Raw genomic sequence first — 24844 nt, forward strand, 5'->3', positions numbered from 1 at the left:
GAGGCGCGGTGACAGCCCCGCGACGGACGTCAGGAGGCGCGGCGGAAGCCGTGGACGGCTGGTCCCCGACGGAACGGCCGGAGGATGCGATTCCCCGGGAGCGTGGTCAGGCCGCCGGGTCTCGCCTAGGGTGGACCCCGGCCGTACCCGGGGCCTTTTGTCCGACATCGAGCGACTCACCCGCGCTCACCGCACGAAAGAGCCCTGTCTTGCGCCCTTCTCCCCTGCGTCGCCTCGCGACCGTCCTCGCCGCGGCCTCGCTGGTCGCCACCGTCGCCGTCGTGGCGCCCGTCGCGTCCGCACCTGCTCCCGCGGAGGCCGCCACCGTCGCGGCCACCGCCCACCCGACCGGGTCGACGTCGCTCAAGACGCCGGCCGCGGGCGGCACGACGATCTGGGTCTCGACGACCGGGCGCGACTACATCGACCTGCGCTACCCCGACGGCCACGTCGAGCCGTACAAGCGCTCGTACTGCATCGGCAACGCGGCCTCGACCGACTGGGTGAGGAAGCAGTGCCCGGCGGCGAACTACTCGAACCCCGTCCGCTCGCTGCAGATGGCGATGCTCCTGGTGCAGCCCGGCGACGTCGTGGTCGTGCGGGGCGGCACCTACACCGAGTCCGTGAGCAACAACGGCAAGGGCGGCAGCGCCTCGAAGCCGATCGTGATCCAGAACGCCCCCGGCGAGCGCGCCGTCGTCGCTGGGCGCTTCGTCTTCACGGGGGCCGACCACTGGCTGGTCTGGGGTCTCCGCTTCACGTACGACGCGGCGAAGTCGAACACGTACGGTCTCGTCACCTTCGCCGGCGGCACGGGCTGGACGTTCCGCGGCAACGACGTCTCGGGGTCGAGGCGCACCGCGAACGTCATGGTGACGACCGAGGCCCCCTCGGGCACGAGCACCGCAGCGCGGGTCGCCGCGGCGCCGCACGACTGGACGGTCGTCGGCAACGTGATCCACGAGAACAAGGGTCAGGACGTCCTCGGCACCGACCACAACCTGTACCTGCTCGCGTCGATCTGGTCGTCGAACGGCCTCGTCGAGCGCAATCTCATCTGGGGAGCACCCCGCGGCGCGAACATCAAGGCGGCCGGCAGCAGCGACCCGAACGAGAGCCCGCGCGACGTGGCCATCCGCTACAACACGCTCCTCTACGCGGGCAGCGGCGTGACGATCGGGCTGAAGGCCGAGGGCGTCGTGCTCTGGCGCAACGTCATCGGCGCCCCGCAGGGCGAGCAGTACAACAGCGGCGGCATCAAGACGTACCGCATCGCGCAGCCGGCCAGGAACCTGGCGAAGTACAACTACATCGCCGGGTACCGGTATCCGTACTACACCGATCCGGGTGCCGGTCAGATCACGAAGGCGAGCAACGTCGCCGTGACCTACGCCCTGCCCCTGACCGGTTCGGTCAAGAACGACACGGTGCGCCCGGCGAACGCGTCGGTCGACCGGTCGTACGGGCGCAACTACGGGCAGTGACACCGCCCGGGGCGTTCGGCTCAGGCGTCGAGGGCCCGTTCGAGGCGTTCGACCTTGCCCGTGAGCTCACCCGTGCGCCCGGGTCGGATGTCGGCCTTGAGCACCAGCGAGACCCGGCTGCCGAACGCGCCCACCGCCTCCGCGGCCTCCTTGACGACGGCCATGACCTCGTCCCACTCGCCCTCGATCTCGGTGAACATGGACGAGGTGCGGTTCGGCAGCCCGGAGTCCCGGACGACGCGCACGGCGGCGGCCACCGCGGCGTGCACCGAGTCGCCGTGGGCGTCGGGGTCGAGGTCTCCGGCGGGGGCGCCGCCGCTGGGTGAGAGGGAGAAGGCGACGATCATGCGCTCATCCTGTCAGCGGCCGGGCCGCGGCGCACTCCCCCGAGACGCCAGAGCATGATGCAGCCGACGACGAGCAGAACGACCTCGCCGAGGTTCCGCAGGGTGATGACGACGAGCATCCACGGCTCGACCCGCAGCAGGTCGTCGTAGAACCACGGGTAGATCAGCTGGGTCAGCGCAGCGATGCCCAGGGCGAGCCCCGCCGGGACCCGGAACGACGGCCCGCCGGTGCGCGACGCGACGAGTCCGACGACCACGGGCACGGCCAGCCACGACACGAACTGGGGCGAGCCGACCTTGTTCGTGACGATCAGGGCGGTCGTCAGCGCCAGGGCCAGTGGGCCGAGGAGGTGCGGGGCGGCCGCACCCGCCAGTCGCGCCCGCAGACCGAGCAGCACCACGCCTCCGACCACCACCGCCATCACGACGGTCGTCGCCCGGGCGGCGAGACCCACGCCGTCGCCCTGCACCTGGAAGGTCAGGATCTGCTGGTCGTAGTAGACAGCCGTGCCCGTCACGCCGGCGGCGGCCCGCCAGAGCCACGGCGTCGCGGCCGGCGATTCGATCTGCAGCCCCCGGCCCGCCTGCTGTCCGATGAAGCCGAGCACGGTGGCGCCGCTGCCGAGCGCCAGCGAGACGGCGACGACGGCGGCCGTGGTCGCGACGGCGGCGACGACGATCGCCGGCCAGCGCCGCGAGGCGAGCACGGCCGCGCCCACGAGGGCCGCGGGCCACACCTTCACCCAGGCCGCGATCGTCAGCACGACGGAAGCCGCCACGGGCCGCTCGGCGACGAGCAGCACGCCGATCAGGGCCAGCGCCACGGTCACCGCGTCGATTCGCCCGAGGGCGATGGGACCGAGCGCCGCGACGAACAGCAGCCACCACCAGGCGGCCGTCGTCGTCGAGGGCGTCCGTCGCCGCGTGATGACGGCGAAGGCGACCGCGTCGAGGGCGACGACGACGACGAGCCACACGGTCGCGTAGTCCGCGGCGCCGCCGAGCCGCGCGACGAGCATCGGGACGGCCGCGAGCAGGGGGTAGACCCAGGCGACGTCGATCCCGACCCGGTCGCCGCCCGACACGGCCTGGTCCATCCACGACCGGTAGACGGTCCGGACGTCGCCGAGCGACTGGTCGGGCCCGACCAGGGCGATCCAGGCGACGACGAGGTGCACGACGGCGAAGGCGATCCAGAGGATCTCGCGTCGCCGCCCGACCACGACGAGCCGCCGGCCGAGGGGCGTCCGCGCCGCGACGATCTCGGGAGGCGCGGCGACGGTCATCCCGTCAGGCTAGCCGTCGTGCGTCACACGGCGCCTCACGGCTCGGCGGTGTCGCCGGTCGCCGATATCCTCGGCTTCATGACCCGTTCCCCGTCGCGACTCGTCGCGTCCGTCGCCGCCGCCCTCCTCTCGGTCGGCGCCCTCGCCGCCTGCGCCCCCACGTCCGACTCCGAGGGCTCGGGCAGCGGCGTCGGCGCCGTCACCGAGGGCAAGCTCACCGTCGCGACCGGCGAGCCGGCCTACTCCCCCTGGGTGGAGGACGACGCCCCCGAGTCGGGGTCGGGCTACGAGGCCGCGCTGGCCTACGCCGTCGCCGACCGCCTCGGGTACGACCGCGACGACGTCGTCTGGGTGCGCGCCACCTTCGACGAGTCGATCGCACCCGGCCCGAAGACCTTCGACCTCAACCTGCAGCAGTTCTCGATCACCGAGCAGCGCGCGAAGGCCGTCGACTTCTCGTCGCCGTACTACGAGACCCGCCAGGCCGTCGTGACGCTCCCCGGCACGGCGGCCGAGGGCGCGTCGAGCGTGGCCGACCTCCGGGGACTCGACATCGGCGCGCAGAGCGGCTCGACGAGCTTCACGGCCGCCGAGACCGTCATCGACCCCGAAGACGGCGTCCAGGCCTACAACTCGAACGACGACGCCAAGGCGGCCCTCGAGTCCGGCCAGGTCGACGCCATCGTGCTCGACGTGCCCACCGCGACCTACTTCGTCGAGGGCGGCGTCGTGCTCGGTCAGCTCGCCGCCGTCGACGGGGCGAGTGATCAGCTCGGCATCGTCCTGCCCCTCGGCAGCTCCTTGACCGCCGACGTCACGAAGGCCGTCGACGACCTCGAGGCCGACGGCACCCTCGGCGACCTGCAGCAGGAGTGGCTCGCCGACTACGACGTCAAGGACCTCTCGTAGCGCCCACCGCGGTCGCGACGGGGGCTCCCCCCGTCAGCGATCTCGAGATCGGACGCCGCGCCTATCGCCGCCGGCAGTCCGTCCGCTCCGTGCTCGTCGCCGTGATCAGCACGGTGGTCTTCGCCGGGCTCGCCTGGTGGGCGGTCACGAGCACGCCCGGGTGGGAGCGCGTGCGGTTCAGCTTCTTCGACGGTCCGACCCTCGTGGCGGCCTGGCCGCGCGTGCTCGAGGGCCTCTGGCTCAACGTGCGCGTGCTCGTCGTCGCCGCCCTCGGCGTCGCCGTCCTGGCGACCGTCCTGTCGGCCCTCCGGACCCTCCGCGGCCCGGTGTTCTTCCCGGTCCGAGCTCTCGTCCGCGGCTACACCGACCTGTTCCGGGGCCTGCCGCTGATCATCGTCCTGTACCTCGTCGGCTTCGGCATCCCGGGCCTCGGTCTCGGCATCCCGCGCCTCCCCGCCGAGTTCTGGGGCACCATCGCGCTGGTGCTGACCTACTCGGCCTACGTGTCCGAGGTCGTGCGCGCCGGCATCGACGCCGTGCACCCGTCTCAGAGGCTCGCCGCCCGATCACTCGGGCTCGGCCATGCCAAGACCCTCCGCCTCGTGGTGTTCCCTCAGGCCATCCGCAAGGTGACCCCCGCTCTCATGAACGACTTCGTCTCGATGCAGAAAGACGTCGGCCTCATCTCCGTCCTCGGCGCGGTCGACGCCGTCCGGGCCGCGCAGATCGAGACGGCCACCGCCGCGAACTTCACGCCGTACGTGCTCGCCGGGCTGCTCTTCGTGCTGCTGGCCCTGCCGACGCTCTGGCTGACCGACTGGCTCTCGGCGCGCCTCCGTCGTCGCGAGCAGGCCGGGAGCGTCGTATGACCGCCCCCGCATCCGCCGCGTCCGGCGCCCCCGCGCCCGAGATCGTCCTGCGTCTCGAGGGGGTCCGCAAGGCCTTCGGCCTCACGACCGTGCTCGACGGCATCGACCTCGAGGTGGCCCGCGACGAGGTCGTCGCGCTCATCGGCGCGAGCGGCTCGGGCAAGTCGACCCTGCTGCGCACCGTCAACCTCCTCGAGCCGATCGACGACGGGCGCATCGTCCTCGGCGGCGATGACATCAGCGACCCGAGGGCCAAGGCGGACGCGGTCCGCGCCCGGATCGGAGTGGTCTTCCAGCACTTCAATCTGTTCCCGCATCTGACGGTGCTCGAGAACGTGTCCCTCGCCAGTCGCCACGTCCTCCGACGGCCGAAGGCCGAGGCCCACGCGAGGGCCCTCGAACTGCTCGATCGGGTGGGGCTCGGCGACAAGGCCGGCGCCTACCCCGACCGGCTGTCGGGCGGTCAGCAGCAGCGGGTCGCCATCGCCCGGGCGCTGGCGCCCCGGCCCACGCTCCTCCTGCTCGACGAGATCACGAGCGCGCTCGATCCCGAGCTGGTGGGCGAGGTGCTCGACCTCGTCCGCACCCTGAAAGACGTGGGGACGACGATCCTCATGGCGACGCACGAGATGGCGTTCGCGCGCGACGTCGCCGACCGCGTGGTGTTCCTCGACGCGGGTCGCATCGCCGAGCAGGGTCCGCCCGAGCAGCTCTTCACGGCGCCGCGCACCGAGCGGGCGAGGGAGTTCCTCACCCGTTTCACCGCCTGACGGGTGACTCCCAGCTGATCCCAGGGGGGCCATAGGGTCACCCGCCATCATCCTCTCAGGGCCGCACGGCCCCGCATCATCCGAGCCGACACCGAGGCGTGACCGCGCCGCACCCCGAGCCGACCCTGGAGAGACCATCATGAAGAAGAAGACCGGAATCATCATCGCCGTCGCGGCGGTCGTCGTCGTCGGCCTGGGCACCACGGCGGCTGTCGCCGGGCCCGCGTTCTACCGCGACGTCATCGTCGGCGAGCCCGACGCGGCCCCCACTGTCTCCGTGACCCCCGGTTCGAGCACGGTCGACGCGAGTCAGCTGACCGGCGACTGGTCGGTGGGCGACGGCAGCACCGCCGGCTACCGGGTCGACGAGGTGCTCAACGGCACCGACGTCACCGTCGTCGGCACCACCGACCAGGTCTCGGGCACGGTCACCGTCGACGGCACCTCGGTGACCGCGGCCGACATCACCGTCGACGTGGCCAGCATCGCGACCGACAGCGGCAACCGCGACGGGTACTTCCGCGACACGGCGATGGAGGTCGGCACCTACCCGACGGCCGAGTTCACGCTGACCGAGCCCGTCGACGCGGCCGTCCCCGCCGACGGCGAGGTCGCCACCGTGACGGCCACCGGCGAACTGACCATGCACGGCGTCACGCAGACCGTCGAGGTCCCCCTCCAGGCCGCCCTCTCGGGCGACGGGGTCCAGGTGAGCGGATCGATCCCGGTCACGTTCTCCGACTACGGCGTCGACGCGCCGAGCCTCGGCTTCGTCGAGGTCGAAGACCAGGGGACCGTCGAGTTCCTCGTGTCGGCGACCCCCGCCTCCTAGTCCTCCGCCGCGCTGCCCGCCACGAGTGATGCGATCGTGGCGGGCAGCGCGTCGATCAACCCGAGCACGGTGATCGGGCCGCCGCGACTGGCCCGGACCGCCGCGAGTCCGTGCACGACCGAGGCCGTGGCCGCCAGACGCGCCAGCGCCTCGCCGTCGGCCGCGATCTCGGCGGCGTGCGTCGCGACCAGGGCTCCGAGCACTCCCCCGAGGGCGTCACCGGTGCCCGCGGTGGCCAGCCACGGCGTCCCGCTCTCGGCCACCAGGCGGGTGCCTCCCGGCGAGGCCACGACGGTCCGGTGCCCCTTCACCAGCACAGTGCACCCCCACTCGCCGGCCGCTCGCACGGCGGCTCCGCCCGGGTCGGCCGCGATCTCGTCGACCTCGCGACCCGTCGCCCTGGCCAGTTCGCGGAAGTGCGGCGTGACGACCACCGGCCCTGCGGCCTCCGGTCGCCAGGGCAGCGCGCCGGCGTCGAGCACGAGCGGCAGCCCCGAGGAGGCGGCGGTCGCGAACCCGTCGCGCGTCTCGTCGTCGAGGTGGTCCGGATCGACGCCCGAGCCGAGCAGCCATGCCTGCACGCGCCCGCTGCTCGTGACCGCCTCGGGGCGTCGCTGCAGCACGAGGTCCGACGCCCGCGCGGGCCCGAGGTAGCGGAGCATGCCGACGCCGGTGTGCAGCGCCGCCTCCACGCCGAGCACGGCCGCCCCCGGGAAGGCGCTCGAGCCGGTGACGACGCCGAGCACCCCGCGGCTGTACTTGTCGTCGTCGGGCGCCGGCACGGCGATCCCTGCGGCGGCGTCGGAGGGGGTCCAGGTCGCGAAGTCGCTCATGCCCTCGACGGTAGTCGCGGCCCGCACGCTCCGACGGGGGAACATCGGGGCGAGGCGTACCGTTGGCTCCCGAAGACGATCCCCAGCGAAAGGCGACGAGGACACCCGTGACCCAGACGGCAGCGACCCCCACGACCGACACGACCACCTCCGACCGGGCTCCCGGGCTCTTCGACCCGATCACCCTCCGCGGCACGACGTTCCGCAACCGCCTCTGGGTCGCGCCCATGTGCCAGTACTCGGCCGAGCGCGAAGACGGCGTCCCGACCGACTGGCACCTCGTGCACCTGGGCTCCCTGGCCCGAGGAGGCGCGGGTGCGGTCATCGCGGAGGCGACCTCCGTCACGCCGGAGGGCCGCATCTCGCCTCAGGATCTCGGCCTCTGGAACGACGCGCAGCTCGAGGCGTTCCGTCCGATCACGGACTTCATCCGCTCGAGGGGATCCGTGCCCGGCGTGCAGCTCGCGCACGCCGGTCGCAAGGCGTCGACGTTCCGCCCCTGGAGCGACGAGCAGGGCACCGTGCCGGCCGACCAGGGCGGTTGGCGGACGGTGGCGCCCTCGGCGGTCGCCTTCGAGGGCTATGACGAGCCGGCCGAGCTGACGATCTCCGACATCGCCGGGCTGGTCGAGGCCTTCCGTCTGGCGGCTCGTCGATCCGTCGAGGCCGGCTTCGAGCTGATCGAGCTGCACGCCGCCCACGGCTACCTGCTGCATCAGTTCCTCTCGCCCCTCAGCAACCGACGGGACGACGAGTACGGCGGCTCTCTCGAGAACCGTGCGAGGTTCCTCCTCGAGGTCGTCCGGGTCGTCCGCTCGGAGGTCGGCGGGACCCTGCCCCTCCTCGTGCGCTTCTCGGCGACCGACTGGGCCGACGGCGGCTGGAACGAGGACGACACCTCGACGGTCGCGGCCTGGTGCCGGGACGCCGGTGCGGACCTCTTCGACATCTCGACCGGTGGTCTCGTCTCCGGCGTCAGCATCCCCGTCGGTCTCGGCTACCAGGTGCGCTTCGCCGAGCACGTCCGCATGAACGCCGAGGTCGAGACCGGGGCAGTGGGTCTCATCGTCGGGGCCGCCCAGGCCGACGAGGTCATCACCAGCGGACGCGCCGACGTCGTCCTGATGGCCCGCGAGTTCCTCCGCGATCCGCATTTCCCTCTGCGCGCCGCCGCCGAGCTCGGGGTCGAGCTCGACTACTGGCCCGCGCAGTATCAGCGCGCGCCCTTCCGCCTGAGCTGAGACCCCGCCGCGGGGGCGCCGAGCCGAGGCTCAGCGTCCCCGTCGCGTGGCGTCCTGGACCTCGCCGATGAGCTCCTCGAGGATGTCCTCCAGGAACAGCACGCCCTCGGTCGTGCCGTGCTCGTCGAACGAGCGGGCGACGTGCACGCCGCTCCGGCGCATGGTCGCCAGCGCGTCCTCGAGGTCGGTGCCCCGGTAGATCGAGATCAGCTGCCGGATCCGCTTCGGAGGCACGGGGTCGCCGAACTCGTCGTCGTCCAGGTCGAGCACGTCCTTGAGATGCAGGTACCCCGTGGGGTCGCCGACGTCGTCCACGAGCACGTAGCGCGAGAAGCCGTTCTGGGCCACGGCCCGCTCGACGTCCGACGGGGTGGCGTCCTCGGGAAGGGTCACGAGCCCCGGCATCGGCACGGCGACGTCGGACACCTTCTTCTCGGTGAACTCGAACGCCGCCTGGACCGTCCCGCTCGCGTCGGTCAGGGTGCCCTCGCGGCGCGACTGGGCGACGATGTTCGCTACCTCGTCGACGGTGAAGGCGCTCGCCGCCTCGTCCTTCGGCTCGACCCGGAAGGCCCGCAGCACCGTGTTCGCCGACCAGTTCAGCGACAGGACCACGACGTGCAGCACCCGGGCGATGGCGACGAGCGGGGGTGCGAGCATCAGCGCGGCGCGGTCGGGCAGCGAGAACGAGATGTTCTTCGGCACCATCTCGCCGAACACGACGTGCAGGAACGACACGAGCACCAGCGTGATGACGAAGCCGATCACGCTCACGAGCTCGGGGCTGAGACCGGTCAGGCCGAGAGGCCCCTCGAGCAGATGGTGGATCGAGGGCTCCGACACGTTGAGGATCAGCAGCGAGCAGATGGTGATGCCCAGCTGCGTGGTCGCGAGCATCATCGTCGCGTGCTCCATCGCCCAGAGCGTCGTCCGCGCCGCGCGGCTGCCGGTCTCGGCGAGAGGCTCGATCTGCGACCGTCTGGCCGAGATGACGGCGAACTCGGCGGCGACGAAGAACGCGTTGCCCATCAGCAGCAGCACGAGCCAGACGATGCCCCACCAGTCGTCGCTCATCGGAGGGCCTTCCGTTCGGCGGTCGTCCCGCGAGGAGCCGAGGAGGCGCGGGTCGGGGTCGCGCTCGCGTCACCCGATCCGGTGGTCGCGTCGTCGTCCGTGGCGGGCGTGAAGCGGATCCGATCGATCCGCCGCCCGTCCAGCCTCTCGACGCGGAACGCGCCGGCCTCGGTCTCGACCACGTCGCCGGCCGACGGCAGGTGCCCGAGCTCGCTCATCAGCCAGCCGCCGACGGTCTCGTACGGGCCGTCCTCCGGGACCTTCACCGACGCGCGCTCGAGGAGCTCGTCGGGGCGGAGCAGACCGGGGAAGGTCAGCCAGTTGCGCGATCGGACCACGTCGACGCGACTGCGGTCGTGCTCGTCGGACACCTCGCCGACGAGCTCCTCGATGAGGTCCTCGAGCGTCACGACGCCGGCGGTTCCGCCGTACTCGTCGACGACGACGGCCATCTGATAGCCGCGCCCCCTGACCTCGGTCAGCAGGTTGTCGAGCGTCATGGTCTCGGGCACCCGCACGGCGTCGGTCTGCAGCGCGGAGACGGGGACGTCGGCCCGACGCTCGCGCGGCACCGAGACGGCCTGCTTGACGTGCACGAGCCCGACGACGTCGTCGATCCCGTCGTCGGTCACCGGGAACCTCGAGTAGCCCGTCCGGCGGGCGAGCTGGAGGACGGTCTCGGCGCTGTCCGTGCGCGAAACGGACGAGAGGCGGGGCCGCGGGGTCATGACGTCGGACGCCGTGTGATCGCTGAACGCGAGGGTGCGGGCGAGCAGCGTCGCCGTGTCGGCCTCGAGACTGCCCTCGGTGGCCGATCGACGGACCAGCGACGAGAGCTCCTCGGCCGTCCGAGCCCCCGAGAGCTCCTCCTTCGGCTCGACGCCCACCGACCGGAGGATGGCGTTCGCGGTGTTGTTGAGCAGCGCCACCGCCGGCTTGAAGACCGTCGTGAACCCGACCTGGAACGGCATGACGAGCTTCGCCGTCCGCAGCGGGAGCGCGAGGGCGAAGTTCTTCGGCACGAGCTCGCCGACGATCATCGACAGGAGGGTGGCGACCACGATCGACACGATCGGGGCCGAGATCGTGACGGCCGCCTCGGGGATCCCCGCCGACACGAGCGGCGGCGAGATGAGGCGCGAGATCGCGGGCTCCATCGTGTAGCCCGTGAGGAGGGTGGTGAGGGTGATGCCGAGCTGGGCGCTCGAGAGGTGCGTCGAGGTGATGCGGAGGGCCCCGATGGTGGTCGAGAGGCCCTTCTCGCCCTTGCTCTGACGGGACTCGAGCTCGGACCGGTCGAGGTTCACGAGGGAGAACTCGCTTGCCACGAAGAGACCGGTGCCGATGGTCAGGAGGATGCCGAAGGCGAGGAGGATCCATTCGTTCACGACGAACGGTCACCTCGCTCGGCGTGGTGCGGGTGAGTGGTCGTCGACGCGGTGCGCGTCGGAGACGGAGGGTCGTCCATAGACGGAAGAGCTTACGGCACGCGCGCTCGTCGCGGTGGCCCGGCTACCAGCCCACCGGGAGGGCCTTGCCCTCCTCGTAGCCCGCCGCGGACTGGACGCCGACGAGGGCGCGGTCGGCGAACTCGGTGACTGAGCGGGCGCCGGCGTAGGTGAACGAGCTGCGGACGCCCGAGGTGATCATGTCGAGGAGGTCCTCGACGCCGGGGCGGAGCGGGTCGAGGTAGATCCGGGACGACGAGATCCCCTCGGCGAACAGCGTCTTGCGCGCCAGCTCGTACGGGTCGAGCCGCTCGAAGCGCCCCTGCACGGCCTTCGTCGAGGCCATCCCCCAGCTCTCCTTGTAGAGGCCGCGCTCGTCGGCCGCCAGATCGCCCGGGGCCTCGATCGTGCCGGCGAACCACGAGCCGATCATGATCGACGACGCCCCGGCGGCGAGCGCGAGGGCCACGTCGCGCGGGTAGCGGACGCCGCCGTCGGCCCAGACGTGCGCGCCCATGGCCTTGGCCGCGGCCGCCGTCTCGAGGACCGCCGAGAACTGCGGTCGCCCGACGGCCGTCATCATGCGGGTGGTGCACATGGCCCCGGGTCCGACGCCGACCTTGACGATGGTCGCCCCGGCCCCGACCAGGTGGTGCACGGCCTGCTCGGTGACCACGTTGCCTGCGACGATCGGGAGCCCCAGCTTCAGCGCGGACACCGCCGCGATGGCCTTCACCATGCCGTCCTGGTCGCCGTGCGCCGTGTCGATGACCAGCACGTCGACGCCCGCCGCCGCGAGCGCCCTGGCCTTCTCGGCGACGTCGCCGTTGATGCCGACGGCGGCGGCGACGCGCAGGCGTCCGCCCGCGTCGAGGGCCGGCTGGTAGAGCGTCGACCGGAGGGCGCTCTTCCGGCTGGTGGTGCCGATGACGCGCCCGTGTCGGAGGACCGGTGCGAAGTCGATGTCGGCCGCGACGAGGCGGTCGAAGGCGGCCCGCGGTCCGTCGACGTCGTCGGCGTCGAGCGAGGTCAGGGCTCCGTGCAGGAGATCGCCGAGGACGGCGTCCCGGGGGGCCGTCGCGAGTCGGGATGCGGCGATGCACCCGAGGTAGGCGCCGTCCGCGTCGCGCAGCACGATGCCGTGGCCCTCCACGGCCGGGACGGTCGAGAGCGCCGCGTCGACGGTCTGCCCGGCATCGAGGGTGTACGGGGTGTCGTAGTCGACCGGCTGGCTCTTGACCCACCGGATGGCGGCGTCGAGCTGCTGGAGGGGCATGTCCTGCGGGAGGACCCCCAGGCCGCCGCGACGAGCGAGGGTCGCCGCGAGGCGGGGCCCGGTGACCGAGTTCATGTTGGCCGAGACGACGGGGATGGTCGCGCCCGTGCCGTCGCCCGGGGCGAGAGAGACGTCGAGCCTGCTGGTGACCGATGACCGGCTGGGCACCAGGAACACGTCGGAGTACGTCAGGTCGTGGGTCGGCGTCGTCTCGTAGAACCTCATGCCGACAAGGTTAATCCCTGTGAGTCCCGGACCCGCCTGTCGTGCGAAGCGATTAAGCTGGAGGACGGCGGGCCTCCCGGGGCCCCACCTGATCAACAATCAACGGAGAGTGGGCGATCGGCAGTGACTAGCCACGTGACGGGAACGACGGACGACGGCGCGGCGGCCGAGTTCGGGGCCAACGAGTGGTTGGTCGACGAGCTCTACGAGCAGTGGGTGGTCGACAGGAACTCGGTCGACGAGTCGTGGTGGCCCGTGCTCGAGGCGTACACGCCCGCCGACTCCTCGGCCCCCGCGAAGTCGACGGCCTCCACGGGGTCCCCGGCACCGGCGCAGCCCCCGGCGCCCGCCGAGTCCTCCGCTCCCGCCCAGTCCGCCGCCCCCGCGAAGAAGCCCGCGGCGCGGACGACGTCGGTCGAGCCCTCGGCCAAGCCGATCCCCGCCGAGGCGCCGAAGAAGAAGAAGGATCCCGCCCGGGCGGAGTCGACGGCCGAGCAGCCCACCCCCGAGCCGGTCAACACGGTCACCCCGCTGCGCGGCATGGCGAAGTCCCTGGCCACGAACATGGACGCGAGCCTCACCGTCCCGACCGCGACGAGCGTCCGCACGATCCCCGCCAAGCTGATGATCGACAACCGCATCGTCATCAACAACCACCTCAAGCGGGCGCGGGGCGGCAAGATCTCGTTCACGCACCTCATCGGCTGGGCCCTCGTCCAGGCCCTGAAGGAGTTCCCGAGCCAGAACGTCTTCTACGACGAGGTCGACGGCAAGCCGTCGGTCGTCACTCCCCCGCACATCAACGTCGGTCTCGCGATCGACATCCCCAAGCCCGACGGCACGAGGGCGCTGCTGGTCCCCGGGATCAAGCAGGCCGACGAGATGCACTTCGGCGAGTTCCTCCAGGCCTACGAGGACGTCGTCAAGCGAGCTCGCGACAACAAGCTGACGGGCGCCGACTTCCAGGGCAACACCATCTCGCTGACGAACCCCGGCGGCATCGGCACCGTGCACAGCGTCCCGCGCCTCATGCGCGGCGCCGGGTCCATCATCGGCGCCGGCGCCCTCGACTACCCGGCCGAGTTCCAGGGTTCGGCCTCGAAGACCCTCGTCGAGCTCGGCATCGGCAAGACCATCACGCTGACCAGCACCTACGACCACCGCGTGATCCAGGGCGCGGGCTCGGGCGAGTTCCTCAAGAAGGTCCACGAGCTGCTCATCGGTCAGCGGGGCTTCTACGAGGACATCTTCGCGGCGCTGCGGATCCCGTACGAGCCCATCCACTGGAACCCCGACATCAACGTCAACATCGCCGAGCGCATCAACAAGACCGCCCGCGTGCAGGAGCTCATCAACAGCTACCGCGTCCGCGGGCACCTGATGGCCGACATCGACCCGCTCGAGTACCGCCAGCGCACGCACCCCGATCTGGCCATCGAGAGCCACGGACTCACCTTCTGGGACCTCGACCGCGAGTTCGTCACGGGCGGGCTCGGCGGCACCACCAACCTGCTGCTCCGCGACATCCTCGGCATCCTGCGCGACTCGTACTGCCGCACGATCGGCATCGAGTACATGCACATCCAGGATCCCGCTCAGCGACGCTGGATCCAGGACCACATCGAGGTCCCGTACGTGAAGCCGTCGCACGACGAGCAGATGCGGATCCTCGCCAAGCTCAACGAGGCGGAGGCGTTCGAGACGTTCCTCCAGACCAAGTACGTCGGCCAGAAGCGCTTCAGCCTCGAAGGCGGCGAGTCGACCATCTCGCTGCTCGACACCGTGCTCCAGCAGGCCGCCCGCGAGGGTCTCGACGAGGTCGCCATCGGCATGGCCCACCGCGGTCGCCTCAACGTGCTGACGAACATCGCCGGCAAGACGTACGGGCAGATCTTCCGCGAGTTCGAGGGCACCCAGGACCCGAAGACCGTCCAGGGCTCGGGTGACGTCAAGTACCACCTCGGCACCGAAGGCGAGTTCACGAGCGCCACCGGCGAGACCATCCCGGTCTACATCGCGGCCAACCCCTCGCACCTCGAGGCCGGCGACGGCGTGCTCGAGGGCATCGTCCGCGCGAAGCAGGACCGCGGCCCCTCCGGCGCCTTCGCGACCCTGCCCATCCTGATCCACGGCGATGCCGCGATGGCCGGTCAGGGAGTCGTCGTCGAGACCCTCCAGATGTCGCAGCTCCGGGGCTACCGGGTCGGAGGCACGATCCACCTGGTCATCAACAACCAGGTCGGCTTCACGACGCCGCCGTCCGAGTCGCGCTCGTCGGTCTACTCGACCGACGTGGCCAAGACCATCCAGGCCCCCGTCTTCCACGTGAACGGCGACGACCCCGAGGCCGTGGCCCGGGTCGCCGAGCTCGCGTTCGCCTACCGCCAGCAGTTCAAGCGCGACGTCGTCATCGACCTCGTCTGCTACCGGCGACGCGGACACAACGAGGGCGACGACCCGTCGATGACCCAGCCGCTGATGTACAACCTCATCGAGGAGAAGCGCAGCGTCCGCACGCTGTACACCGAAGCGCTCGTCGGGCGCGGCGACATCACACGCGACGAGTACGACGGGGCGCATCGCGACTTCCAGGACCGTCTCGAGCGCGCCTTCGCCGAGACGCACGCGGCGCAGACGGGCTCCATCCCGATCGTCTCGGAGGACGACCACGACGTGGCCGATCTCGAGAGGCCGATCACGCAGCGCGACGACTCGGCGGGCGAGCCCGAGTCGACGGCGATCTCGCTCGAGCTCCTCCACCGCATCGGCGACGCGCACGACAACCCGCCCGAGGGCTTCGCGGTGCACCCCAAGCTCCAGCAGCTGCTGAAGAAGCGCGTCGACATGAGCCGCAACGGCGGCATCGACTGGGCCTTCGGCGAGCTCCTCGCCATGGGGTCCGTCGTCACCGAGGGGACACCGGTGCGACTCGCCGGGCAGGACAGCCGACGAGGCACGTTCGTCCAGCGTCACTCGGTGCTGCACGACCGCGAGAACGGCCAGGAGTGGCTGCCCCTCCAGTACATCTCGGACGACCAGGCCAAGCTCTGGATCTACGACTCGCTGCTCAGCGAGTACGCGGCGATGGCCTTCGAGTACGGCTACTCCGTCGAACGGGCCGACGCCCTCGTCATGTGGGAGGCCCAGTTCGGGGACTTCTCGAACGGCGCCCAGACGGTCATCGACGAGTTCATCTCGAGCGCCGAGCAGAAGTGGGGTCAGCGCTCGAGCGTCGTCCTCCTGCTGCCGCACGGCTACGAGGGTCAGGGGCCCGACCACTCCTCCGCCCGGATGGAGCGGTTCCTGCAGCTCTGCGCCGAGGACAACATGACCATCGCGCGGCCGTCGACGCCGGCGTCGTACTTCCACCTGCTGCGTCGCCAGGCGTACGCCCGTCCGCGCCGCCCGCTGGTCGTCTTCACACCCAAGGCCATGCTTCGACTGCGCGGCGCGACGAGCGGCGTCGACGACTTCACGTCGGGCCGCTTCGAGCCCGTGCTCGACTGCACCCGCGTGGCCGACCCGTCGACCACGAAGCGCGTCGTGCTGCACAGCGGCAAGATCCACTACGACCTCGCCGCCGAGCTCGACAAGCGCGGCGTCCAGAACGACATCGCGCTCGTGCGACTCGAGCAGCTGTACCCGCTGCCCCTGGAGAGGATCCGCGACGTGCTGTCGCGCTACCCCGAGGCCGAGCTCTACTGGGCTCAGGAGGAGCCCGAGAACCAGGGCGCCTGGCCGTTCGTCGTGCTCGAGCTGCAGAAGCACCTCGATCGACCCGTGCGGGTGGCCTCGCGACCGGCCTCGGCGTCGCCGGCCGCCGGATCCACGAAGGCCAGCGCAGCTCAGCAGACCGAGCTGATCAGCAGGGCGCTCACCCTCTGACCCGGGTCCTCCCGTGTGACGACGGAACGGCCGGTCCCCTCGGGGAGCCGGCCGTTCCGTCGTCGAGCGACGCCTCGGGATCGAGGCGCAGTCGGCTCAGATGAGCTTCGAGTAGCGGACACCCGCCTCGTGGTACCCGCGCTTGCGGTAGAAGCGGCTCGCCGTGTCCGTCGCGGCCGCGCCGACCGCGTTGACCACCCGGGCCCCGTGCGTGTCGGCCCACGCCTCGACGTGACCGAGGAGGCGCGAGCCCAGTCCGTCTCGCCGGCCCGCCTCGGAGACCACGAGCAGCAGCAGCTCCGCCGTCGGGGCGTCGTCGTTGTAGGCCCACACGATGCGTCCGCCGGCGACGGCGACGATGCGGTCATCGACGTCGCGGACCACCCAGGTCTGGTGGCCGGCATCGACCGTGAGCCGCGCCAGCCGGGCCGACAGAACGTCGGCGTCGAGCGTGTGACCGAGGAGGCGGATGAGCGAGACCAGGTCGTCCAGGTCGCTGGTGGTCGGGCTGCCGAGGGTCTGCACCGGTGCGGTCATGCGACGACGCTAGCGCAGGCTCGCGACCGGTGACGACACGACGCAGGAGCGCTGCTCGGCACCCGCGCCTCCTGCCGCCCCGGTCGGTCTCAGCGGTGGGCCGACTGCAGCTCGCGGAGCCGTGCCAGCACGGTCGAGCGGAGGTCCTCCGGGGCCGTCTCGCGGCAGGCGCGCTGGACGGCCTCGGTCAGGACGACCCCGACCTCGTGCTCGCCGGCGCAATCGCCGCACGTCGCCATGTGCTCTCTGATGTCGGCCGCGTCCTCGCGGCAGAGCTCGTCGTGCAGGTACTCCTCGAGTTCGGCCTTGGCCTTGTCGCAACCGCAGTCGGTCATTTCTTGCTGCCCTTCGATGTCGTGCCCGCGGGGACCTCGATGCCGCGGCCGCGCGCGTAGTCGGCCAGCAGCTCGCGGAGGAGGCGGCGCCCGCGGTGGAGGCGGCTCATGACCGTGCCCACCGGGGTCTTCATGATGTCGGCGATCTCCTGGTACGAGAACCCCTCGACGTCGGCGAAGTACACGGCCATGCGGAAGTCCTCGGGGACCTTCTGCAGGGCGTCCTTCACGGCGCTGTCGGGGAGGTGGTCGATCGCCTCGGCCTCGGCCGAGCGGGTGCTGCCGGAGGCGCGGGTCGCCGACTCGGCGCCGCCCATCTGCCAGTCCTCGAGCTCGTCGATCGTGCCCTGGTACGGGTCCCGCTGCTTCTTGCGGTAGGTGTTGATGAACGTGTTCGTCTGGATGCGGTACAGCCAGGCCTTCAGGTTGGTGCCCTGGGTGAACTGCGAGAACGCGGCGAACGCCTTGACGAAGGTCTCCTGCACGAGGTCGGAGGCGTCGGCCGGGTTGCGCGTCATGCGCATGCCCGCCGCGTAGAGCTGATCCATGTACGGCAGCGCCTGCTCCTCGAAGAGGGCGCGCAGATCGGGTTCGCCCTCGGAGGACCGCTCGACCGCCTCGACGACGGTCTCTGCGACCGGGGTCGTCGGACCGGTGGGCTCTGATGTGGGCTCGTCGCCCTCGAGGGTGCTCATCACGACCGATTCTAGTTCGGCCACGGTGATCGCTCTCGGTGCAAGTGCTGTCGGCACAGGTCCTCCCGCTGTTCGCTGCATTACTGTGGTGAACCGATGCAGGTCTTCAGGTATTCCGGCCCCGAGTTCAGTCCCTACGACGAGGGCCGCGCCCCCGAGGTGGACGACGGTCGCTGGGTCGCGCCCCGCGCCGCCGGCCCTCTCCGCGCCTCCCTCTCGCTGCCCGGTTCGAAATCGCTGACGAACCGCGAGCTCGTGCTGTCGGCACTGGCGTCCGAGCCGTCGACGCTGCGACTCCCGCTCCACTCGCGGGACACCGACCTGATGGTCCAGGCCCTCCGGAGCCTGGGCGTCCGCATCGACGAGATCCCGAACGACGAGCCCTTCGGGCCCGACCTCCTCGTCACGCCCTCCGATCTCGCGGGCGGGACCAGCATCGACTGCGGTCTCGCCGGCACGGTCATGCGGTTCCTCCCCCCGCTGGCCGCGCTGGCCCTCGGGCCCGTGGCCTTCGACGGCGACGCCAGCGCCCGCCGGCGGCCGATGACCACGACCGTGCAGTCCCTCCGAGCACTCGGGGTCGACGTGTCCGACGACGGGCGGGGCTCGCTGCCGTTCAGCCTCTACGGCACCGGCGAGGTCGAGGGGGGCGAGATCGAGATCGACGCCTCCGCGTCGAGCCAGTTCGTCTCCGGCCTGCTGCTGTCCGCACCCCGCTTCACGCGCGGGCTGACGCTGCGTCACACGGGCGAGCGGCTGCCGAGCCTGCCGCACATCGAGATGACCATCGAGGTCCTCGCCCGACGCGGCGTCGAGGTCGAGTCACCCGAGCCCGGCGTGTGGGTCGTCTCCCCCGGGGCCATCGCCGGCCGGGACGTCACGATCGAGCCCGACCTGTCGAACGCCGCGCCGTTCCTCGTGGCCGCCCTCGTCGCGGGCGGCACGGTCTCCATCCGCCACTGGCCCGTCGAGACGACGCAGGTCGGGGCCGACCTGATCGAGCTGCTGCCGCTCTGGGGAGCCGCGGTCTCGCTCGAGGGCGACACGCTCACGGTCGACGGCGGCCCCGGCCTGGTCGGCGGCGGCTCGCTGCCGGGCGTCGACGTCGACCTGTCGCGCGGCGGCGAGCTGGCTCCGGCCCTCGTGGCTCTCGCCGCGCTGGCCTCGGGCCCGAGCACGATCACGGGCATCGGCCACCTCCGCGGGCACGAGACCGATCGTCTCGCGGCCCTCGCCGCCGAGATCACGGCGCTCGGCGGCTCCGTCGACGAGCTCGACGACGGCCTGCACATCGAACCGTCGCCGCTCCACGCCGGGCAGTGGCGCAGCTACGAGGACCACCGCATGGCCACGGCGGGTGCCATCATCGGCCTCGCCGTCGACGGGGTCGAGATCGACGACGTCGGCGTCACGTCGAAGACCCTGCCCCAGTTCGTCGACCTGTGGGACGACCTGCTCGGCCGACGCGCGACGGCGCGCCCCGCCGACATCGACCTGCTCGGCTTCCTGTAGGCCCCGGCATGAGCTGGTGGGCGGACGGCGACGACGCCGACGAGGGCGACTACGCCGAGTACGACGAGAGCTCGGTGCGCGTGCGCCCGAATCCGAAGGGCAACAAGCCCCGCACGAAGCAGCGCCCCGCCTACGCGAACGCGGAGGAGGGCGTCGTCTGGACGGTCGACCGCGGTCGCTACGGCGTGCTGATGGACGCCGGCACGCCCGACGAGCGCGAGATCACGACCGCCCGCGCGCGCGAGCTCGGGAAGAAGTCCGTCGTGACCGGGGACCGGGTCGACATCGTGGGCGACACCTCGGGCTCCGAGGGCTCGCTCGCGCGCATCGTCCGGGTGCGCGAGCGCACGACTCTCCTGCGCCGGAGCGCCGACGACAGCGACGCCGTCGAGCGCGTCATCGTGGCGAACGCCGATCAGATGCTGATCGTCGTCGCGGCGGCCGACCCCGAGCCCCGGCCCCGCCTCGTCGACCGCTACCTGGTGGCCGCCTTCGACGCGAGGGTCGAGCCGATCCTCTGCATCACGAAGACCGACCTGGCCGACCCGGCGCCGTTCGCCGCGCACTTCTCGTGCCTCGATCTGCGGATCGTGACGAGCACCTCCTCGGCCTTCGACCCGGGGCCGGACGGCGAGCCCTCCGCGGTGCTCGACGAGCTCCGAGGGATCCTCGACGGCCACGTCACCGTCACGGTGGGGCACTCGGGAGTCGGCAAGTCGACGCTCGTGAACGCCCTCACGGGGTCGCAGCGCGAGGTCGGCGTCGTCAACGCCGTGACCGGACGGGGGCGGCACACGTCGTCGTCGACCGTCTCGTTCAAGGTGCCGACCGGCGGCTGGATCGTCGACACGCCCGGGGTCCGCTCCTTCGGCCTGGGGCACGTCGATCCCGAGAACATCCTCCGATCGTTCGCCGCGCACGCCCTGCCCGCGGCCGGCGAGCCCGTCGGGGGCATCCCGCTCGCCGAGGCGCACGACTGGGAGATCATCGACCGCGTCGAGGCCGGCGAGCTCGGCGACGTCGGGCGCGAGCGGCTCGCGTCGCTGCAGTCGCTGCTCGCGTCAAAGGGCGGCGTGAGCGCGCGCGATCAGGCGGCCGCCGCGGACGACGCGCGCGACGACGAACGCGGCTGAGACCCGACACGATCCGAGCCGAGGAGGCGCGGGTCGGGGCCGCCCGCTGAGTACGCTGGCAGCGTGACCGACCCGACCCCCGCCTCCTCCCCCTGGGCCGACGACCTGGCGCTCGCGCTCGAGCTGGCCGATCTCGCCGACTCGATCAGCACCGAGCGGTACCGGTCGGCCGACCTGCACGTGTCGCTGAAGCCCGACCGCAGTCATGTGACCGACGCGGATCAGGCGGTCGAGAGGGCCATCCGCGCCCGGGTGGCCGAGGCTCGGCCGGGCGACACGTTCTACGGCGAGGAATACGGGCACGACGCCCCGTCGCACCGGCAGTGGGTCGTCGACCCGATCGACGGGACGGCGAACTTCCTCCGCGGGGTGCCGGTCTGGGCGTCGCTCATCTCGCTCGTGGTCGACGGCGTGCCCGTGGTCGGCGTCGTCAGCGCGCCCGTGCTGGCACGCCGCTGGTGGGCCACGCAGGGCGGCGGCGCCTTCTCGACCGAGCACGAGGGGCCCCTGCGCGTCTCGGGCGTGCGCGACCTCGCGGACGCGTCGATCAGCTTCAACGGACTCGAGTACTGGGTCGACGCGGGGCGACTGCCTCAGCTGCTCGACCTCACCGACCGGGTCTGGCGGACCCGCGCCTACGGCGACTTCTGGTCGTACATGCTGCTCGCCGAGGGTGCGCTCGACATGGCCGGCGAGTTCGACCTGCAGCCCTACGACATGGCCGCGCTCGTGCCCATCGTCGAGGAGGCCGGCGGGCGGTTCACGAGCGCCGACGGACGGGAGGGCCCCTGGCACGGCACGGCGATCGTCACGAACGGCATGCTGCACGACGAGGTGCTCGCGATCGTGGCCGAACGGCCCGGCGACTCGGACGCCTAGACGCCGTCGGCGGGTTCATCCCCGAGACGGAGGAGACTCCTCCTCCGGCTGATGCCCGGCGCCCGGCGCGGCGCTTGACTGAGGTCACGCCCGGCGCCACCCGCCGGCGACCATCAGCCGAAGGACATCGCCATGATCGCCACCGCCGCCATCGTCTCCGACTCGACCCGCGCCTCCTGGACCGTCATCGATCCCGCCGCGATCTCGCTGCCGCGGACGCTCCAGGTCGACCTCACGAGCTACGTCGTCGCCGCTCAGTCGGTCGAGTAGCTCGCCACCCGGCCCGTCCTGCGGGCACGGAGGTCGAGCAGCGCGAGCACGAGGGCGACCGTCACGAGCCCCAGCACGACGAGGAAGCCGTTCCGGTAGGCCTCGTGATAGGCGGCGAGGTCGGCGCCCGCGGCTCCCCCGGCTCCGGCGATGACCGAGTAGAACGTCGACACGGCCGCCGCCGTGCCGATCGCCGTCCCGGCCCGCTGACCGACCTGACCCATCGAACCCGCCACCCCGCCCATCTCGACGGGGACCTCCGCCAGCGTCAGGGTCTGATTGGGCGAGATGACGAAGCCGCCGCCGGTGCCCGCCAGGAGCATGCCGACGCCCATCGCGTAGGGCGTGATCTCGGCGGGCGTCAGCACGGCCGCGAGCAGCAGGGCGACGAAGCCGACCGCGACGAGCACGAGGCCCAGGACGACGAGGCTCCGGCCGTACCGCTCGACGAGCCGACCGCCGAAGAAGGCCGCGACCGCGCTCGTCAGGGCGAAGGGGATGGTCACCATGCCCGCGTAGACCGGAGCCAGCCCGAGTCCCTGCTGCAGGTAGAGGGTCGTCAGCAGGAACGTGGCGGGCAGCGCGCAGAAGTAGACCGTCGCGATGAGCGTCCCGTTGCGGTACGAGGCCAGAGCGAAGAGGCTGAAGTGCACGACGGGTGACCTGCCCCGCGCCTTGTAGCGCTGCTCCCAGCGGATGAAGGCCGCACCGAACACGACGAAGCCGACGAGGAAGAGCCATCGGAGGGGGTCGTCGCCCTGCCCGGTCGTCAGGACGAACGGCAGCATGAGCGTCAGGATGGTCAGCCCGAGCAGCACGATGCCGAACAGATCGAGCTCGTTGTGACCGCTCGGCGCGGTGGAGGCCCTCGGCAGCAGCTTGACCGCGAAGACGATCGCCGCGAGACCGAGCGGGATGTTCATCCAGAAGAGGAGGCGCCAGCCGTCCTCCGGGCCGCCGAGGGCGATGAGGAGACCGCCGAGCGTCGGGCCGAACGCCGTGCTGACCCCGATGATGGTGCCGAAGAAGCCAAACGCTCGGGCTCGCTCACGGCCTTGGAAGAGCTGCTGGATGAGCCCCAGCACCTGCGGCATCTGGATCCCCGCGGCCACGCCCTGGAGGATGCGGGCGACGACGAGCAGCTCGATGGTGGGTGCCAGAGCGCAGAGGAGGCTCGCAACCGTGAAGCACGAGAGGCCGATCACGAACATGAGCCGACGCGACTTCAGGTCGCCGAGACGGCCGGAGGGCACGAGCGAGAGCCCGAAGGCGAGCGCGTACCCGGCGACGATGAGCTGCAGCGCGGTGGGACCCGCCCCGAGGGACGCCTCGATGCTCGGCAGCCCGACGTTGACCTTCGACAGGTCGAGGATGGTCAGAGCGGCCACCGCGACGCACACGGCGAACGCCTGCCACTTCTGACGCTCGGGGCTCGGGGATTCGCGTGGCTTCGTCATGGGGTGGTTCCGTCATACACCCGCCCCGGGGCCGCGGGCCGACCCTCTCGGGCCGACCCGCGCCTCCTCGTCAGGCCGCGATGTAGCCGTTGGGGTTCAGCACATACTTCGTCGCCGCTCCCTTGTCGAACAGCTCGTAGCCCTTCGGCGCGTCGGCGAGGCCGATCGCCTCGGCGTGCACGTTCTTCGCGATGTGCACGCGGTCGTGGAGGATCGCCATCATCAGACCGCGGTTGTACTTCATGACGGGGCACTGACCCGTGGTGAACGACAGCGACTTCGCCCATCCGGTGCCGAGGCTGAGCGACAGCGAGCCCTTCTGCGCGGCCGCGTCGACCCCTCCCGGGTCACCGGTGACGTAGAGCCCGGGGATGCCCATGGCCCCGCCGGCCGCCGTGATGTCCATCAGGGAGTTCAGCACCGTCGCGGGAGCCTCCTCCCCCGATCCGCCGCCGTGGCCCTTCGCCTCGAAGCCGACCGCGTCGACGGCGCAGTCGACGAGGGGCTCGCCCAGGATCTGGTCGATCTGCTCGCCCGGGTCCCCCTTGGTGAGGTCCACCGTCTCGCAGCCGAAGCTGCGGGCCTGCGCCAGACGATCCGCGTTCATGTCGCCGACGATGACGACGCTGGCGCCGAGCAGCAGCGCGCTGGTCGCCGCGGCGAGGCCCACGGGCCCGGCCCCGGCCACGTAGACGGTCGAGCCGACCTCGACCCCGGCGGTGACGGCCCCGTGGAACCCGGTCGGGAAGATGTCGGACAGCATCGCGAGGTCCAGGACCTTCTCGAGGGCCTGGTCGCGGTCGGGGAACTTCAGCAGGTTCCAGTCGGCGTAGGGGACGAGGACGTACTCGGCCTGACCGCCGACCCAGCCGCCCATGTCGACGTAGCCGTAGGCGCTGCCGGGACGGTCGGGGTTCACGTTGAGGCAGATGCCGGTCTTGCGCTCCTTGCAGTTGCGACAGCGGCCGCAGGCGATGTTGAACGGCACCGAGACGATGTCGCCGACCTTGATGAACTCGACGTCGGGGCCGACCTCGACGACCTCGCCGGTGATCTCGTGCCCGAGCACGAGGTCGGTCGGGGCGGTCGTGCGACCGCGGACCATGTGCTGGTCCGAGCCGCAGATGTTGGTGGCAACCGTGCGGAGGATCGCCCCGTGGTTGACCTTCCGCCCGATGTTCGCCGGGTTGACGCCCGGCCCGTCCTTCAGCTCGAACGTCGGATAGTCGACGTCGATGACCTCGACGACTCCGGGGCCCTTGTACGCGACGGCGTGGTTCGTTGCCATGGTGATCCTCCTTGACCACTCGGGGCACGGAATCGTGCCCGTGCTCACACGCTAGGACCCGCGGGAGGCGCGGGCCGGGTTTCGCAGCCGGCCATCAGCAAGATCACCCCCCACCCGGTCGCGATCATCCCCTGAATGGTCTGCCATGCGATATCCGATATGTGAGACAATGATCGACAGCGCTGAAAGGACGATCGACCAGGGTGCCTCGGAGCACGGTCGCCGATCGGCGCTCAGGCGTCGCACACGGCGCCCGACC

22 protein-coding genes are annotated in these 24844 nt (G+C 71.4%); 11 read left to right on the forward strand and 11 right to left on the reverse strand.

What is annotated here, in order from left to right:
- Positions 1 to 209: 209 nt before the first annotated feature.
- Positions 210 to 1484 (forward strand): hypothetical protein, encoded by a 1275-nt coding sequence (locus ASF89_RS09590; protein WP_055814132.1) that lies wholly within the window; start codon positions 210 to 212, stop codon positions 1482 to 1484.
- A 20-nt stretch (positions 1485 to 1504) separates the two neighbouring features.
- Here the strand turns inward: ASF89_RS09590 and ASF89_RS09595 are convergent, their stop codons facing one another.
- Positions 1505 to 1831, reverse strand: coding sequence for a thiamine-binding protein (locus ASF89_RS09595; protein WP_055796581.1), 327 nt, complete (start codon positions 1829 to 1831; stop codon positions 1505 to 1507).
- Entirely contained in the window at positions 1828 to 3117 is a 1290-nt protein-coding gene (locus ASF89_RS09600; RefSeq protein WP_082489911.1) for a glycosyltransferase 87 family protein, read from the reverse strand. The genes ASF89_RS09595 and ASF89_RS09600 overlap by 4 nt, the downstream gene beginning before the upstream one ends.
- Positions 3118 to 3195: 78 nt before the next feature.
- On the opposite strand from ASF89_RS09600, the gene ASF89_RS09605 reads away from it, so the two are divergent.
- The 4 genes from ASF89_RS09605 to ASF89_RS09620 all read left to right on the forward strand — a co-directional run bounded on the left by ASF89_RS09605 (position 3196) and on the right by ASF89_RS09620 (position 6497).
- On the forward strand, positions 3196 to 4026 hold the full coding sequence (locus ASF89_RS09605; RefSeq protein ID WP_055798332.1) for an ABC transporter substrate-binding protein: 831 nt from the start codon (positions 3196 to 3198) through the stop codon (positions 4024 to 4026).
- An 89-nt stretch (positions 4027 to 4115) separates the two neighbouring features.
- Complete coding sequence (locus ASF89_RS09610) at positions 4116 to 4895, forward strand: amino acid ABC transporter permease (RefSeq protein ID WP_200937146.1); 780 nt, start codon at positions 4116 to 4118, stop codon at positions 4893 to 4895.
- Positions 4892 to 5665, forward strand: coding sequence for an amino acid ABC transporter ATP-binding protein (locus ASF89_RS09615; RefSeq protein ID WP_055814136.1), 774 nt, complete (start codon positions 4892 to 4894; stop codon positions 5663 to 5665). Before ASF89_RS09610 ends, ASF89_RS09615 begins: the two co-directional genes overlap by 4 nt.
- A 139-nt stretch (positions 5666 to 5804) precedes the next feature.
- Complete coding sequence (locus tag ASF89_RS09620) at positions 5805 to 6497, forward strand: YceI family protein (protein ID WP_055796575.1); 693 nt, start codon at positions 5805 to 5807, stop codon at positions 6495 to 6497.
- On the opposite strand, the gene ASF89_RS09625 is transcribed toward ASF89_RS09620, so the two are convergent.
- Entirely contained in the window at positions 6494 to 7330 is an 837-nt protein-coding gene (locus ASF89_RS09625; protein WP_055798322.1) for an ADP/ATP-dependent (S)-NAD(P)H-hydrate dehydratase, read from the reverse strand. The genes ASF89_RS09620 and ASF89_RS09625 overlap by 4 nt on opposite strands.
- 107 nt (positions 7331 to 7437) lie before the next feature.
- On the opposite strand from ASF89_RS09625, the gene ASF89_RS09630 reads away from it, so the two are divergent.
- Positions 7438 to 8571, forward strand: a complete 1134-nt coding sequence (locus tag ASF89_RS09630; RefSeq protein ID WP_055814139.1) for an NADH:flavin oxidoreductase/NADH oxidase — start codon at positions 7438 to 7440, stop codon at positions 8569 to 8571.
- Positions 8572 to 8601: 30 nt separating this feature from the next.
- On the opposite strand, the gene ASF89_RS09635 is transcribed toward ASF89_RS09630, so the two are convergent.
- From ASF89_RS09635 to ASF89_RS09645, 3 genes are all read right to left on the reverse strand, one after another.
- Positions 8602 to 9645, reverse strand: coding sequence for a hemolysin family protein (locus tag ASF89_RS09635; protein WP_055796569.1), 1044 nt, complete (start codon positions 9643 to 9645; stop codon positions 8602 to 8604).
- Positions 9642 to 11033, reverse strand: a complete 1392-nt coding sequence (locus ASF89_RS09640) for a hemolysin family protein (protein ID WP_082489913.1) — start codon at positions 11031 to 11033, stop codon at positions 9642 to 9644. Before ASF89_RS09640 ends, ASF89_RS09635 begins: the two co-directional genes overlap by 4 nt.
- 124 nt (positions 11034 to 11157) lie before the next feature.
- The gene (locus ASF89_RS09645; protein ID WP_055814142.1) at positions 11158 to 12594 is read right to left on the reverse strand and encodes a GuaB1 family IMP dehydrogenase-related protein; all 1437 of its coding nucleotides are present in this window, start codon (positions 12592 to 12594) and stop codon (positions 11158 to 11160) included.
- A 123-nt stretch (positions 12595 to 12717) separates the two neighbouring features.
- Here ASF89_RS09645 and ASF89_RS09650 point away from each other — a divergent pair, with 123 nt between their 5' ends.
- Entirely contained in the window at positions 12718 to 16479 is a 3762-nt protein-coding gene (locus tag ASF89_RS09650; protein WP_082489914.1) for a multifunctional oxoglutarate decarboxylase/oxoglutarate dehydrogenase thiamine pyrophosphate-binding subunit/dihydrolipoyllysine-residue succinyltransferase subunit, read from the forward strand.
- A 96-nt stretch (positions 16480 to 16575) separates the two neighbouring features.
- Here ASF89_RS09650 and ASF89_RS09655 read toward each other — a convergent pair whose 3' ends face one another.
- The 3 genes from ASF89_RS09655 to ASF89_RS09665 all read right to left on the reverse strand — a co-directional run bounded on the left by ASF89_RS09655 (position 16576) and on the right by ASF89_RS09665 (position 18046).
- Positions 16576 to 17016 carry a GNAT family N-acetyltransferase gene (locus ASF89_RS09655; protein WP_055796558.1) on the reverse strand — a complete coding sequence of 147 codons (441 nt, stop codon included), beginning with the start codon at positions 17014 to 17016 and terminating at the stop codon, positions 16576 to 16578.
- 89 nt (positions 17017 to 17105) lie between these two features.
- Positions 17106 to 17351 carry a zf-HC2 domain-containing protein gene (locus ASF89_RS09660; RefSeq protein WP_055796555.1) on the reverse strand — a complete coding sequence of 82 codons (246 nt, stop codon included), beginning with the start codon at positions 17349 to 17351 and terminating at the stop codon, positions 17106 to 17108.
- Positions 17348 to 18046 (reverse strand): sigma-70 family RNA polymerase sigma factor, encoded by a 699-nt coding sequence (locus tag ASF89_RS09665; RefSeq protein ID WP_055796553.1) that lies wholly within the window; start codon positions 18044 to 18046, stop codon positions 17348 to 17350. Before ASF89_RS09665 ends, ASF89_RS09660 begins: the two co-directional genes overlap by 4 nt.
- 96 nt (positions 18047 to 18142) lie before the next feature.
- Between ASF89_RS09665 and aroA the strand changes: the two genes are divergently transcribed.
- The 4 genes from aroA to ASF89_RS15710 all read left to right on the forward strand — a co-directional run bounded on the left by aroA (position 18143) and on the right by ASF89_RS15710 (position 21840).
- Positions 18143 to 19558 (forward strand): 3-phosphoshikimate 1-carboxyvinyltransferase, encoded by a 1416-nt coding sequence (aroA, locus tag ASF89_RS09670; RefSeq protein ID WP_055796549.1) that lies wholly within the window; start codon positions 18143 to 18145, stop codon positions 19556 to 19558.
- A gap of 8 nt (positions 19559 to 19566) precedes the next feature.
- Positions 19567 to 20691, forward strand: coding sequence for a ribosome small subunit-dependent GTPase A (gene rsgA, locus ASF89_RS09675; RefSeq protein WP_055814148.1), 1125 nt, complete (start codon positions 19567 to 19569; stop codon positions 20689 to 20691).
- 63 nt (positions 20692 to 20754) lie between these two features.
- Positions 20755 to 21570 (forward strand): inositol monophosphatase family protein, encoded by an 816-nt coding sequence (locus ASF89_RS09680; RefSeq protein WP_055814151.1) that lies wholly within the window; start codon positions 20755 to 20757, stop codon positions 21568 to 21570.
- 132 nt (positions 21571 to 21702) lie between these two features.
- The gene (locus ASF89_RS15710; RefSeq protein ID WP_156357319.1) at positions 21703 to 21840 is read left to right on the forward strand and encodes a hypothetical protein; all 138 of its coding nucleotides are present in this window, start codon (positions 21703 to 21705) and stop codon (positions 21838 to 21840) included.
- Here ASF89_RS15710 and ASF89_RS09685 read toward each other — a convergent pair.
- Positions 21825 to 23297 carry an MFS transporter gene (locus tag ASF89_RS09685; protein ID WP_055814153.1) on the reverse strand — a complete coding sequence of 491 codons (1473 nt, stop codon included), beginning with the start codon at positions 23295 to 23297 and terminating at the stop codon, positions 21825 to 21827. The genes ASF89_RS15710 and ASF89_RS09685 overlap by 16 nt on opposite strands.
- A 70-nt stretch (positions 23298 to 23367) precedes the next feature.
- Entirely contained in the window at positions 23368 to 24585 is a 1218-nt protein-coding gene (fdhA, locus tag ASF89_RS09690; RefSeq protein WP_055796534.1) for a formaldehyde dehydrogenase, glutathione-independent, read from the reverse strand.
- Positions 24586 to 24844: the final 259 nt, after the last annotated feature.

It is taken from the genome of Frigoribacterium sp. Leaf172, from assembly GCF_001424285.1.
Taxonomy (GTDB): domain Bacteria; phylum Actinomycetota; class Actinomycetes; order Actinomycetales; family Microbacteriaceae; genus Frigoribacterium.

Coding starts and splice junctions, on each gene's coding strand:
- ASF89_RS09595 (WP_055796581.1), bottom strand. CDS start 1,831: ATGATCGTCGCCTTCTCCCTCTCACCCAGCGGCGGCGCCCCCGCCGGA.
- ASF89_RS09600 (WP_082489911.1), bottom strand. CDS start 3,117: ATGACCGTCGCCGCGCCTCCCGAGATCGTCGCGGCGCGGACGCCCCTC.
- ASF89_RS09605 (WP_055798332.1), top strand. CDS start 3,196: ATGACCCGTTCCCCGTCGCGACTCGTCGCGTCCGTCGCCGCCGCCCTC.
- ASF89_RS09615 (WP_055814136.1), top strand. CDS start 4,892: ATGACCGCCCCCGCATCCGCCGCGTCCGGCGCCCCCGCGCCCGAGATC.
- ASF89_RS09620 (WP_055796575.1), top strand. CDS start 5,805: ATGAAGAAGAAGACCGGAATCATCATCGCCGTCGCGGCGGTCGTCGTC.
- ASF89_RS09625 (WP_055798322.1), bottom strand. CDS start 7,330: ATGAGCGACTTCGCGACCTGGACCCCCTCCGACGCCGCCGCAGGGATC.
- ASF89_RS09635 (WP_055796569.1), bottom strand. CDS start 9,645: ATGAGCGACGACTGGTGGGGCATCGTCTGGCTCGTGCTGCTGCTGATG.
- ASF89_RS09645 (WP_055814142.1), bottom strand. CDS start 12,594: ATGAGGTTCTACGAGACGACGCCGACCCACGACCTGACGTACTCCGAC.
- ASF89_RS09655 (WP_055796558.1), bottom strand. CDS start 17,016: ATGACCGCACCGGTGCAGACCCTCGGCAGCCCGACCACCAGCGACCTG.
- ASF89_RS09660 (WP_055796555.1), bottom strand. CDS start 17,351: ATGACCGACTGCGGTTGCGACAAGGCCAAGGCCGAACTCGAGGAGTAC.
- ASF89_RS09665 (WP_055796553.1), bottom strand. CDS start 18,046: ATGAGCACCCTCGAGGGCGACGAGCCCACATCAGAGCCCACCGGTCCG.
- aroA (WP_055796549.1), top strand. CDS start 18,143: ATGCAGGTCTTCAGGTATTCCGGCCCCGAGTTCAGTCCCTACGACGAG.
- rsgA (WP_055814148.1), top strand. CDS start 19,567: ATGAGCTGGTGGGCGGACGGCGACGACGCCGACGAGGGCGACTACGCC.
- ASF89_RS15710 (WP_156357319.1), top strand. CDS start 21,703: ATGATCGCCACCGCCGCCATCGTCTCCGACTCGACCCGCGCCTCCTGG.
- ASF89_RS09685 (WP_055814153.1), bottom strand. CDS start 23,297: ATGACGAAGCCACGCGAATCCCCGAGCCCCGAGCGTCAGAAGTGGCAG.
- fdhA (WP_055796534.1), bottom strand. CDS start 24,585: ATGGCAACGAACCACGCCGTCGCGTACAAGGGCCCCGGAGTCGTCGAG.